The following is an 11921-nucleotide window of genomic DNA, read 5'->3' as shown; positions in this document are numbered from 1 at the left end:
TCCAGAGTCTGCCTGCAGACGGTGTGCCGCTCACATTATCGACCGTACATGTGCCTGCTTACGCCAAAGGACCGGCTCCCATCAACTGCATCCTTACACAATAAAAGACATCATTTCCGTTACCCAGCGGAGGCGAAAAATGCATTGCAAACGCTAACCAGCTTCCTGGTACACCTGCAGATGAACTCCGTATCTCATATCCCGAATAACACAGAAGCATGACCGACAGCAAAGTCTTGTATTAACCCAAGCATGTGTGTATGCAAGACCGGATGCCTGCTTCAGCGCGCGTGCGCGTGAAGCACTCTTTCCATGCCAACATTCATGAACAATGCCTGCGGAAACATGTTTGTTTCTAATCAAAGGCCCCGTCGAAGTACCGTTGTTTCCACTTCGTCTCAAGTACACAATCGATTTTCGACAAGCCTTCACATATTCCTATTTCCTTTCCGGAACACGTGTACTCATGTTCCCGGCGCACACTAAACAGGAAAGCCCCAATGAAACCAAACTTTCACAGCGCATCACTGCTCACCGTGTTTTTTCTCGCGAGCTGCGGCGGAAGCAGTTCATCGCCTACAGGTGCATTCACCCCATCCACAGGCAACAAGACGTTATCTCATCTCAACGGAGTCAACGATCAGTACGAAAACGTCGTTCAGCAACTCTATATTGCCTACTTTGGCCGGCCTGCCGACCCGGGCGGCCTTGCAAATGCCAAGGCCCTTCTCGCCAGCGCCGGAGGCCCGACAGAGATTCAAAACATGGAGGCCGCATACGTTGGTAATGCCGCCGTCCGAGCCTTGATCGACGGATTCAGCACAAGCGAAGAGTCGAGGAGGTTATACGGTAGCGGTGATACGACTGCGCTTGTTACAGCGATTTACAGGAATGTATTGAATCGCGCTCCTGATCCTGAAGGTTTGCGCACATGGGTAACCGCTATCGATAGCGGCGCCCTCAATCCCGCCCGGGCGTCGTACGCGATCCTGGTGAGTGCCTTGACAAACACCGCGCAGCAGCCAGCGGTCGAGGCGGCGTTGATAACGAACAAAACAAGAGTTGCGTCCAGTTTTACGCATGAAATTTCCAATCCGGCGGTATACAACGGCGATGCGGCAGTCGCCATTGCACGCAACATCCTGACAAGCGTAACGAGCACCACAGATGTCAACGCCTTCCGGCCCACCGTACTCAAGGCTGTCAATACGCTTGCTTCCCAAACGTCCACCCCGGCAGTGCCGGCGCCGGCACCCGTGTCCGAGCCGATGACCATGGCGTGTGTCGACGGAGCCGCATATCAATGCAGCGGCGACAGCATTCACCGCATCGACTACGGTGTCGGCCTCATGCGTTCCGGCGTGCAGGTATATGGCAGATCAACCAGCGATCTTGCGACGCCGATCGCCGACAGAACCAGGGCAACCGGTCTGGCACCGGCGTCCGGGGGCGTAGCGGAAATCCGCGTTGCAAAGGATGCCGGCGGCAGACTGAGCAGCGCAGCACTGATCCTGCGCAATTTCGGATTATTCTGGGATGGCAGGACCGAACGTCCGCTGACGATCGAGACCTTCAATCCGACACGCGGGCGCACGGTTCTGGGTGCGGACGGTGCGCTCGCAGCAGTGGCATTGCCGCCGAGCTCGGACTTGTCGTTCTTCGATGGTTCTGTCCGTGGCGCGGCCGGCACGCAAGCCAACTATGCAAATAATCGCTATTTTCCGCGCAGTGAGCCATTGCGCTGCGCAACTGCGGGCTGTCCGGCAGCCGAAACCGCCGGCCTGCAGTTCATCGCCGGCGACTGGCGTCCGACGGGAACGAGCGCTGGCGGCACAGTCCCGGACAATAACTACGGATCCCGGCTGCACGGCGATGGCGACATGCATGCAGGCGACAATGTTCCAGGCGGCACGGGCCCCGGGGTACCGTTCCCTGGATCGAAAGGTTACCGGGTACTTTCGAATCGCGGGCTGCAATATGCCAACATGGCAACCTGGTTCAGCCAGGATACGGTGCAGATCGCCGAATGGACCGGTGGCAGCGGTGTGGAGGAGCATAACAAGAACCGTCGCGGCGCGATTGCATTCGGGGCGGTATCCGACCCGGCGGCAGTGCCGGCAACAGGCGCCGCAAGGTACAGCGGCTTCGTGCATGGCTGGTACGCACCGAATGCGACGGATGATCCGGCGCCCTTCCAGGGCAATGCCGTATTGACCCCCAACTTCGCCACCCGGCAGGTCACAGTGGAGGTGCACGGCGTGCGGAATGACGACACCGGTGCGGCGTTGCCTATTTCGTTCAACACCACGATTGCCATGGGAGCCGCCGGGACCAGCATGGCCAACTATATGACCGGTACTGTTACCACCGGGCTTCTCAATGGCGGTCTGAGCGCCAGGTATTTCGGCCCGGCTGTCGCATCCGGCGCAAGTGCAGGCCCGGCGGAAGCCGCAGGGGCGTTACAGTTGTTCGACGCGGATACCGGCGCGACAGTGGTCGGCGGCTTCATCGCAAGGAAGGAATAACCCGGCGGCGACAGATGGGCCGGTAGATCGGCTGATAAATCCGATGTGCCCTGCCGGCGAGGGGCACTGCGGGGCTTCTGCCGCCTTAGCGGCTGGCAAAAGCCTCGTTGTGCGCGTTGGTTATCTCGGTGGCCGATTTGCCATGGGAAGGCACGACTTGATGGCACCGCCCACGGTCACGATGCAGTATTTTTCCCACCTTGAAGCGCCGAAAAAGGAATGGATCTGGTTTGAGAAGTCGGCGCGTTTTCCGTATTGGGAAGAGGCTGAGCAATTCCACGCACTGCTCCGGCGTGTGCTCATTGATTCGGTGGACTGAGCGGATTGATGGCCCGTACGCCCAATCGTATTTGTGCTTGCCCACGATCACATGCCAGGGATTCCAGGCCGCATTTACCTGCGTTTATCACGCGTGTCGCTGTCGCGCACGGTGAAAGCAATCAAGCGCGATACGATGCCGGCAAGATAAGCCAGTCCGACAAGCATTTCGATACTCGCCAGCGCCCGCGCATGCGACGACACCGGCACTACCTGCCCCATGCCTGTGCCGGTAAGCAGGGCGAAGCTCAGATGGTTCAGATCGAACCAGCTCTTCACCGGCTCGCCCGGCGCGCCGAAGGCGTCCGGTTGCAGAGCCTGTGTCATCACGAACAGATAAGTGAAGGCCCAGACGAGAAGCGTAAAAGTGCCGACTGCGGCATACATCTCGTCGACCGTCGTGCGGGTGTCGGCCATCATGTAGCAGATCAGGCTGTAGGCAGCGTAGAAATAGTAGGCGGCTTCCAGGGCGGATGACCACGGCAGCAAATGCTCCATGCCAAACTCGACCTGCAACACTACCAGTACGACGACCAATGCGCCGATGATGACGCTGACCCAGGCGTTGGCCGGTGTCTTGCGCACCATGTTCAGGGTGATCAGCAACATCACCAGTCCGAACAGGTTGAGGCCGATCGCGCTGTAGCCGGTCTCCTCGATAAATGGATAAAGCAGCACGCCGGCGAGTTGCACGGCGAGAAGTACGCCGGAAGGGGTGCGTCGTATCGTTACGAGAATCCGCAGAAATTGTCTCATGGCCAATCTTAGGGTCGGTCGATGTTTTCTATCGAGATGGCGTCGCCGGATTATGTTGTCCGCGATGCGCGGGCGCTGATCCGCGCCGCATAAAAAACCGCCGCTGCCTATCAAGGCGCGCGGCGGTATTCATTTCCACAGAGGGCTTGCAGGAGTTCTACTTGCCCGCCATCCCCAACAGCATCTCGTTCAGCCGTTTCACGAACGCAGCCGGGTCGGTCAGGTTGCCGCCCTCGGCCAGCGTCGCCTGGTCGAACAGGATATGGGACCAGTCGTTGAACTTGGCGTCTTCATACTTCAGCCTTTGCACCAGCGCATGGTTCGGGTTGATTTCCAATATCGGTTTGGATTCCGGCGCGTTCTGGCCTGCCGCCTTGAGCATGCGGAGCAGGTTGCCGGACAGTTCATGCTCGTCCGCGACCAGGCAGGCCGGTGAATCGGTCAGGCGGAAGGTGACGCGTACATCCTTGGCCTTGTCGGCCAGCGCGGTCTTCATCTTCTCGACCAGGTCCTTGTACTGGTTTTCGGTTTCCTCATGCTGCTTCTTCTCGGCTTCGTCTTCCAGCTTGCCGAGATCGAGGTCGCCCTTGGCCACCGATACGAGTTCCTTGTCTTCCACGTTATGCAGGAAGGACAGCATCCATTCGTCGACGCGGTCGGTCAGCAGCAACACTTCCACGCCTTTCTTGCGGAAGATTTCCAGGTGCGGGCTGTTCTTCGCGGCGGCGTAGGACTCGGCGGTGACGTAGTAAATCTTGTCCTGGCCTTCCTTCATGCGGCCGATGTAATCGGCGAACGACACGCTCTGCGCATCGTTGTCGTTGTGCGTCGATGCGAAGCGCAGCAGCTTGGCGATGCGTTCCTTGTTGGTCTGGTCTTCGCCGATGCCTTCCTTCAGCACCTGGCCGAATTCCTTCCAGAAGGTGGCGTACTTGTCTTTCTGCGCCTGGTCATCGCTGTCGGCCAGCTCTTCCAGCAGGCCGAGCACGCGCTTGGTCGATCCTTCGCGGATGACGCGCACATCACGCGACTCCTGCAGGATTTCGCGCGACACGTTCAACGGCAGGTCGGCGGAATCGATCACGCCCTTCACGAAACGCAGGTACACCGGCATCAGCTGCTCGGCATCATCCATGATGAAGACCCGCTTCACATACAGCTTGATGCCGCCGCGCTTGTTGCGGTCCCACAGGTCGAAGGGAGCATGGGAAGGAATGTAGAGCAGTTGCGTATATTCGCTGCGGCCTTCCACCCGGTTATGGGTGTAGGCGAGCGGTGCGTCGAAGTCATGCGCGACATGCTTGTAGAACTCGGTGTACTGCTCCGGCGTGATGTCGGATTTGCTGCGCGCCCAGAGCGCGCTGGCCTGGTTGACGGTTTCGAACTCGTCGCGCAGGACGTTTTCTTTTTTCTCGTCATCCCATTCCTCTTTCTGCATCACGATCGGCAGGGAGATATGGTCGGAATACTTGCGGATGATGGATTTCAGCTTCCAGGAGGACAGGAATTCGTCTTCACCGTCGCGTAGGTGCAGCGTGATGTCGGTGCCGCGGGACGGTTTGTCGATCGGCTCGACGCTGAATTCGCCTTCGCCGGCCGATTCCCAGCGCACGCCGGCATCCGCCGGCAGGCCGGCACGGCGGGTTTCCACGGTGATCTTGTCGGCGACGATGAAGGCGGAGTAGAAACCGACGCCGAACTGGCCGATCAGCGCCGCATCCTTTTGCTGGTCGCCCGACAGCTTGGAGAAGAATTCCTTGGTGCCGGATTTGGCGATGGTGCCGAGATGCTCGATCGCTTCATCGCGGCTCATGCCGATGCCGTTGTCGGCGATGGTGATCGTCCGGGCTGCCTTGTCGAAAGTGATCCGGATCTTCAAGTCGGGATCGTTTTCAAACAGCGCATTGTTGTTGATGGCTTCGAAACGCAGCTTGTCGGCCGCGTCGGATGCGTTGGAAACCAGCTCCCTCAGGAAAATTTCCTTGTTCGAATACAAGGAATGAATCATCAACTGCAGCAGCTGTTTGACTTCCGCCTGAAAACCGAGCGTTTGCTTTTCGGATACAACCATATTGACCTCGCAAATCATGTTATGAGTGGGCGAACCGCCAGTCCGGTATGGCCGGAATGGCAATTTCCCGGCAGATGGGGATGCATCCAGGAATTTCAACCCTCCTGTTGGAGTCGAATTTCCCTCTCCAGGGACTGCAATACGCCCGGATCCGACATGCACGCCACGTTGATCCGCATCCGGGTTGAGGGGAGCTGAGCCGGCGAGAACAGGCTACCGGGCGCCAGCAGATAGCCTTGTTCCATGCCTTTTTCGGTCAGCAGATTGGTGTCGCAGCCGGCATCCGCCCAGACGAACATGCCGACAGGCGCGGCGATATCCACCGTCAGACCGGCGCGCTCCAGCTGTTTGACGGTCTTTTCACGCACGGCATCCAGCTTGCCGCGCAGGCGGTCGACGTGCTTGCGGTAATGGCCTTCGGACAGGATCTTGTACACCACCCGTTCGCCGATTTCCGTGGTGGTCAGCGCCGACAGCATTTTCCGGTCCGACAGCCGGATCGCCATGTCCGGCGAGGTAGCGATGAACCCTACCCGGAGGTTGGCGGCCAGCGTCTTGGAGAAGCCGCCGAGATAAATCACCCTTTGCAGCTGGTCGAGCGACGCAATGCGTGTCGCCGGCTGGACGGCGCTGCCGGGATGCATGTCGCAATAAATGTCGTCCTCGACAATGGTGAAGTCATGCTGTTCGGCGATTTTCAACACCTGGAATGCCTTTGCCGCCGACAGAGAGGTGGAGGTCGGGTTGTGCAGCACCGAGTTGATCACATACAGCTTCGGCTTGTGCAGTGCGGCGAGTTCGGCAAGCTTCGCCACATCGGGGCCATCCGGCAGGCGCGGAATGCCGACCACCTTCGCGCCGAGCATCGCGAAGGACCCGAACATTAGAAACCATGCCGGATCGTCGACGAAGATGGTGTCGCCTGGCTGCAGGAAATGCCGGGCGATCAGGTCCAGGGCCTGCGTGACGCCGGCGGTGGTGACGAATTGCTCCGGCGCGGCAGCGATTTCCAGCTCGGCCAGTTTAAGTTGCAACTGCTGGCGCAGCGGCAGGAAACCCTGCGGGTTGCCGTATTGCAAAAGAAGATTCTGGTTCTGCCGGCTGACCGCCCGCAACGCATTGGCGACCAACTCGCCATCCAGCCAATCGCTCGGCAAAAGACCGGAACCCGGCATGCTTTCCGCCGGATGCTGGCGGAACATATTCCGCACCAGCCACACCACGTCGAGCTGCGACGGCGGGGCATCGCTGGCGCGCGGGACGGCGCCGCCGGCGGCAATCATCGGGGAGCGCTCCCGCACATAAAAGCCAGAACCGCGCCGGGATTCGAGGAAGCCCTGCGCCACCAGCCGGTCATAGGCTTCCACGACGGTGAAGCGCGACACCCGGTGCGTATCGGCGAACTGGCGTATCGACGGCATACGGGCGCCGGTACGCAACAGCTTGTCGTCGATGCGCGATTGCACGGTACGCACGATCTGGTCCACCAGGGATTCGCCGGCATTGCGCGACAGGACCTGGGGAGCAGCATCAAGGGTAGGGATTTTTCGCAAGCGGACTGTATTGGTCATTTTGCCGTGGCAGTAGATGAGATTAAATGGAAAAGCGTACAGGTACTGTACTGGTGATGTCGGCTAGGATACCTCATCGAAGAACAATGGAGAAACCGCCATGAATTGTTGTCCCCGCATCGCCATCTGCCTCAAGGTGTCCTGATATGCCGACCGCCCTGCCTGCCCTGGAAGAATTGCAATCCGCCGCCGCGATTGTCTACGAAGCGATGCCGGCCACGCCGCAATACAGCTGGCCGCTGCTGAATCAAGCGCTCGGCACCGAAGCGTGGATCAAGCATGAAAATCACACCCCGACCGGCGCTTTCAAGGTCCGTGGCGGGCTGGTGTACATGCACGAACTCCGGCAACGGCTGCCGCAGGTGGCGGGCGTGATTTCGGCCACGCGCGGCAATCACGGGCAATCGGTCGGTTTCGCCGTGCGCCGCCACGGCCTGCAGGCGACCATCGTTGTCCCGCACGGGAACAGCAAGGAAAAGAATGCGGCGATGCGCGGGCTGGGTATCGAGCTGATCGAACACGGGCAGGAATTCCAGGAAAGCCGCGAGCATGCGGTGCGCCTCGCCGAAGAACGCAGGCTGCATATGATCCCGTCCTACCATCGCGACCTCGTGCGTGGTGTCGCCAGCTACTGGATGGAGCTTATGACGGCCCGGCCCGATCTCGATGTCGTACTGGTACCGGTGGGGCAGGGGTCCGGTATCTGCGCAGCGATCGCCGCCCGCGACGCGCTCAACCTGCGCACCCGCATCATCGGCGTGGTGTCTGCCCATGCGCTGGCCTACAAACTTTCCTTCGAACAGAAACGCAAGCTGGAATCGCCGGTGTCGACCGTCATTGCCGACGGCATGGCATGCCGCGTACCGGACGATGAATCGCTGGAGCTCATCCTGCGCCATGCGGACGACATCGTCGCTGTCACCGATGATGAAGTGGCAGCCGCCATGCGTCTCTATTACGTCGCCACACACAACCTCGCCGAAGGGGCGGGCGCCGCTCCGCTGGCGGCCGCCTTGCAGATGAAGGAGCGCCTGCAGGGTAAAAAGGTCGGACTGCCGCTGTGCGGCGGCAATGTCGATCATGACCAATTCGCCCGCATCCTCATCTCACCGCCGACGAACCACCGCAGCGGTCAATCCGACTGAAGGAATACATCATGGAATCCCTGTTGCCGCTGGCACTTTTTGCTTTCGTTTCCTCGATCACGCCGGGACCGAACAACATCATGCTGACCTCGTCCGGCATCATGTTCGGCTTCAAGCGATCCATTCCCCACATGCTCGGCATCACTGTCGGTTTCGGCTCCATGCTGGCAATGTGCGCGGCCGGGATCGGCAGCCTTCTGCTGGCGGCACCGTGGCTGCACGGTTTTCTGAAAGCAGCCGGTTCCGCCTATCTGCTCTACCTCGCATGGCAACTGCGCAGCATGGCATTCAACCGCAACGACCATGCCGACGTGAAGCCGATGTCCTTCGCCAGCGCGGCGCTGTTCCAGTTCGCCAATCCGAAAGGCTGGGTGATGGGGGTGACCGGTGCGTCCGCCTTCATGCCGGCGATGCAACCCGCCTGGTTCGCCGTCATGCTGTTCTCCGCGGTGTTCTGCATCGTGAACCTGCCCTGTATCGCCATCTGGGCCGGCACCGGTGCCGCCCTGCGACGGTACCTGAAGCGGCCACTGTGGCAGCGGGTTTTCTGCGCCGTCATGATTCTGCTGACGATCTACTCGGCGATGGCGATCTGGCTATGAGGACAACGGCGATGAACCAGGAAACGAAAGGCATGTGGCTGGGCCTGGTGGGCGTGGCGATTTTCAGCCTGACGCTACCGTTCACCCGCATCGCGGTGGCGGAACTGAATCCGGTGCTGGTCGCGCTCGGCCGGGCGGTCGTGGCTGCCGTCGGATCGGCGCTGCTGTTGTGGTGGGTGGATGCGCCGCGTCCGACCAGGGCGCAATGGAAGGCGTTGGCGATTACCTCGCTTGGTGTGGTGGTCGGCTTCCCGTTGTTCTCGTCGGTGGCCATGCGTTATGTGCCGGCGTCGCATGGCGCGATCGTGATCGGCATCCTGCCGCTGGCGACGGCACTGTTCGGCGCGCTGCGCTTCGGCGAGCGGCCGTCGACCGGCTTCTGGATTGCCGCGTTGACAGGCAGCGGCATTGTGATCGGTTTTGCCCTGTGGCAGGGCGGGGGCGGCCTGCATGTCGCCGACCTGGCGCTGTTTGCGGCCGTGATCGCGGCGGCCATGGGCTATGCCGAAGGCGGACGCCTGTCCCAATCCATGGGCGGCCAGCAGGTGATTTCCTGGGCGCTGGTGTTGTCCATGCCCGTCCTGCTGCCGGTGACGGTCTGGCTCGGCTGGACCTATGGCGTCAGCGCGTCGCCGCAGGCGTGGATCGGGTTTGCGTATGTATCGCTGTTCTCGATGTTCATCGGGTTTTTCTTCTGGTACAAGGGACTGGCACTCGGCGGCATTGCGCGGGTGGGCCAGGTGCAGCTGCTGCAGCCTTTCCTCACCCTGGCAGGTGCGGCCCTGATTCTCGGCGAAGCGCTGGATGCGGCGAACTTCCTGTTCGCCCTGGCGGTGATCGCCGTGGTGGCGGTCGGTCGGCGGGCAGGGATCCAGCGTCAGGCGCCAGGCCGATCCTGAGTGCGGCAGGGCGGTTTTGGCTCGCTGCCGGTGCCCGAGCAGAGTAGAATGTGCGGCTCGAATCCGCGGCGCAAAATCTTTCTCTCACCCTTGCCGCAGTGACAATTTTTCGGAGTTGCCGATGTCTTTTTATGAAAAACTCAAAGCACTGAATATCGAATTGCCCCCAGTGGCGAAACCCGTCGCTGCATATGTAATGCACGTACAAACCGGCAATACGGTCTTCCTGTCCGGCCATATCGCCAAGAAGGACGGCAAACCCTGGGTTGGCCAGCTTGGCAAAAACATGTCGACGGAAGAGGGCAAGCAGGCCGCGCGTGCCGTCGCAATCGACCTGATGGCAACTCTGCAAGACGCTTGCGGCGGCGATCTCAATCGCGTCAGGCGCATCGTCAAGGTCATGAGCCTGGTGAATTCCACCGGCGACTTCACCGAACAGCACCTGGTGACCAACGGTGCGTCCGAGCTGTTGTTCGAGGTGTTCGGCGAACAGGGCAAGCACGCCCGCTCAGCCTTTGGCGTCGCCCAGAATCCGATGGGCGCCTGCGTCGAAATCGAACTCATCGCGGAAATCGCCTGACCGTCGCAACAATGCCGCATTCTCCGCAACCCGAAGCCCAAACCAAGGGAGACAAGCAATGAAAATCGAACATCCGGCGCCAATGCAGTGGCAGTTTTCCCGTCGTGCGCAGCAACTGCAAAGCTCGGTCATCCGGGAAATCCTGAAAGTCACGATGCGGCCCGAGATCACCTCGTTTGCCGGCGGGTTGCCATCACCGGCAACCTTCCCGGTCGAACGCATGCGCGAGGCATTCGATGCGGTGCTGTCGCGGCAGGGCAGCGTGGCGCTTCAGTACGGACCGAGCGACGGTTATGCGCCGCTGCGCGAATGGGTCGCCGATCATTTGTCGACCGACGGCGCGCGCATCCTGCCGGAACAGGTGCTGATGACCTCCGGCTCCCAGCAGGCGCTCGACCTGCTCGCCAAGGTGCTGATCGATCAGGGCAGCAAGGTGCTGGTCGAAACGCCGAGCTATCTCGGCGCGCTGCAGGCGTTCTCGGTTTACGAGCCGGAATTCGTCTCCGTGCCGACCGACAACGGCGGCCTGCTGCCGGAAGCGGTGGCGCCGATCGCGCAGGGCGCACGCCTGTTGTATGCGCTGCCCAATTTCCAGAATCCGACCGGCCGTACCTTGTCTGTGGAGCGTCGGCTCGCGCTGGTGGAAACCTGTGCCCGGCTTGGATTGCCGCTGATTGAAGACGACCCCTACGGCGCGCTCAGCTATCGCGGCGAACCGCTGCCGAAGATGCTCGGCATGAATCCGCATGGTGTCATCCATATGGGCTCCTTCTCGAAAGTGCTTACGCCCGGCATCCGACTCGGCTATGTGGTGGCCCCGGTAACGCTGGTGCGCAAACTGGAGCAGGCCAAGCAGGCTGCCGATCTGCACACTTCGCAATTGACGCAGATGGTGGTGCATGAAGTCGTCAAGGATGGCTTCCTCACCCAGCATATTCCCACTATCCGCGCGCTGTACGCCGATCGTTGCCAGGTCATGCTGTCGGCGATGGACGAATTCTTTCCGAAATCGGCGACCTGGACGCGGCCTGAAGGCGGCATGTTCATCTGGGTTACCCTGCCGAAGCATATCGACAGCATGAAATTGCTGGAGGAAGCGATCGCGCAGCATGTGGCATTCGTGCCGGGTACATCGTTCTATGCAAATGTGCCGGAAACCAATACCCTGCGTCTGAGCTTCGTGACGGTGCCGCCGGAACGGATCCGGGACGGGGTGGAGCGGTTGGGCAAGCTGATCGCGGCGAAGATGTGAGGTCGCTTTATTGCGCTGCGGTATAAAGAATTTACTTCTTATCCGCACCTTTTGTAAGGTTCCCTCCCTCGTGCAGGGGGAGGGGTACGGTGGAGTAGTGAGATCGGGCTGGCGACGGCAATGAATCAACCTCACCTCCTGCGCAGGCCGCTCCATCCACCCTTCCATCCGCAAGACGAAAGAAGCACGTAGAAGATGGTTT

The 11921-nt window shown here is 60.4% G+C and carries 10 protein-coding genes; 7 read left to right on the top strand and 3 right to left on the bottom strand.

Annotated features, from left to right (window positions below):
• The first annotated feature begins 500 nt into the window (after window positions 1-500).
• Window positions 501-2525 carry a DUF4214 domain-containing protein gene (locus VGU61_RS20645; RefSeq protein WP_326861181.1) on the top strand — a complete coding sequence of 675 codons (2025 nt, stop codon included), beginning with the start codon at window positions 501-503 and terminating at the stop codon, window positions 2523-2525.
• A gap of 160 nt (window positions 2526-2685) precedes the next feature.
• The gene (locus VGU61_RS20640) at window positions 2686-2844 is read left to right on the top strand and encodes a hypothetical protein (RefSeq protein ID WP_326861180.1); all 159 of its coding nucleotides are present in this window, start codon (window positions 2686-2688) and stop codon (window positions 2842-2844) included.
• Between the two features lie 74 nt (window positions 2845-2918).
• Here VGU61_RS20640 and VGU61_RS20635 read toward each other — a convergent pair whose 3' ends face one another.
• The 3 genes from VGU61_RS20635 to VGU61_RS20625 form a co-directional block, all read right to left on the bottom strand.
• Complete coding sequence (locus VGU61_RS20635; RefSeq protein WP_326861178.1) at window positions 2919-3599, bottom strand: ion channel; 681 nt, start codon at window positions 3597-3599, stop codon at window positions 2919-2921.
• A 157-nt stretch (window positions 3600-3756) separates the two neighbouring features.
• Complete coding sequence (htpG, locus tag VGU61_RS20630) at window positions 3757-5670, bottom strand: molecular chaperone HtpG (protein WP_326861176.1); 1914 nt, start codon at window positions 5668-5670, stop codon at window positions 3757-3759.
• A 95-nt stretch (window positions 5671-5765) separates the two neighbouring features.
• On the bottom strand, window positions 5766-7241 hold the full coding sequence (locus VGU61_RS20625; RefSeq protein WP_326861174.1) for a PLP-dependent aminotransferase family protein: 1476 nt from the start codon (window positions 7239-7241) through the stop codon (window positions 5766-5768).
• A 146-nt stretch (window positions 7242-7387) separates the two neighbouring features.
• On the opposite strand from VGU61_RS20625, the gene VGU61_RS20620 reads away from it, so the two are divergent.
• The 5 genes from VGU61_RS20620 to VGU61_RS20600 all read left to right on the top strand — a co-directional run bounded on the left by VGU61_RS20620 (window position 7388) and on the right by VGU61_RS20600 (window position 11719).
• Window positions 7388-8386, top strand: a complete 999-nt coding sequence (locus VGU61_RS20620; RefSeq protein WP_326861173.1) for a threonine dehydratase — start codon at window positions 7388-7390, stop codon at window positions 8384-8386.
• An 11-nt stretch (window positions 8387-8397) separates the two neighbouring features.
• Entirely contained in the window at window positions 8398-8988 is a 591-nt protein-coding gene (locus VGU61_RS20615; protein ID WP_326861172.1) for a LysE family translocator, read from the top strand.
• An 11-nt stretch (window positions 8989-8999) separates the two neighbouring features.
• Complete coding sequence (locus tag VGU61_RS20610) at window positions 9000-9887, top strand: DMT family transporter (protein ID WP_326861170.1); 888 nt, start codon at window positions 9000-9002, stop codon at window positions 9885-9887.
• A gap of 121 nt (window positions 9888-10008) precedes the next feature.
• A complete protein-coding gene (locus VGU61_RS20605) occupies window positions 10009-10467 on the top strand; it encodes a RidA family protein (RefSeq protein WP_326861169.1) in 459 nt (152 codons plus the stop codon).
• A gap of 58 nt (window positions 10468-10525) precedes the next feature.
• Window positions 10526-11719 carry a PLP-dependent aminotransferase family protein gene (locus tag VGU61_RS20600; RefSeq protein ID WP_326861168.1) on the top strand — a complete coding sequence of 398 codons (1194 nt, stop codon included), beginning with the start codon at window positions 10526-10528 and terminating at the stop codon, window positions 11717-11719.
• Window positions 11720-11921 lie beyond the last annotated feature (202 nt).

Source organism: Noviherbaspirillum sp. (genome assembly GCF_035944575.1).
GTDB lineage: Bacteria > Pseudomonadota > Gammaproteobacteria > Burkholderiales > Burkholderiaceae_D > Noviherbaspirillum.
The sequence above is the reverse complement of the archived record's forward strand: the minus strand, read 5'-3'. Positions and strand labels throughout refer to the sequence as shown.

What these genes read in the sequence shown, in the direction of transcription:
- VGU61_RS20645 (WP_326861181.1), top strand. Translation starts at nt 501, where the DNA reads ATGAAACCAAACTTTCACAGCGCATCACTGCTCACCGTGTTTTTTCTC.
- VGU61_RS20640 (WP_326861180.1), top strand. Translation starts at nt 2,686, where the DNA reads ATGGCACCGCCCACGGTCACGATGCAGTATTTTTCCCACCTTGAAGCG.
- VGU61_RS20635 (WP_326861178.1), bottom strand. Translation starts at nt 3,599, where the DNA reads ATGAGACAATTTCTGCGGATTCTCGTAACGATACGACGCACCCCTTCC.
- htpG (WP_326861176.1), bottom strand. Translation starts at nt 5,670, where the DNA reads ATGGTTGTATCCGAAAAGCAAACGCTCGGTTTTCAGGCGGAAGTCAAA.
- VGU61_RS20625 (WP_326861174.1), bottom strand. Translation starts at nt 7,241, where the DNA reads ATGACCAATACAGTCCGCTTGCGAAAAATCCCTACCCTTGATGCTGCT.
- VGU61_RS20620 (WP_326861173.1), top strand. Translation starts at nt 7,388, where the DNA reads ATGCCGACCGCCCTGCCTGCCCTGGAAGAATTGCAATCCGCCGCCGCG.
- VGU61_RS20615 (WP_326861172.1), top strand. Translation starts at nt 8,398, where the DNA reads ATGGAATCCCTGTTGCCGCTGGCACTTTTTGCTTTCGTTTCCTCGATC.
- VGU61_RS20610 (WP_326861170.1), top strand. Translation starts at nt 9,000, where the DNA reads ATGAACCAGGAAACGAAAGGCATGTGGCTGGGCCTGGTGGGCGTGGCG.
- VGU61_RS20605 (WP_326861169.1), top strand. Translation starts at nt 10,009, where the DNA reads ATGTCTTTTTATGAAAAACTCAAAGCACTGAATATCGAATTGCCCCCA.
- VGU61_RS20600 (WP_326861168.1), top strand. Translation starts at nt 10,526, where the DNA reads ATGAAAATCGAACATCCGGCGCCAATGCAGTGGCAGTTTTCCCGTCGT.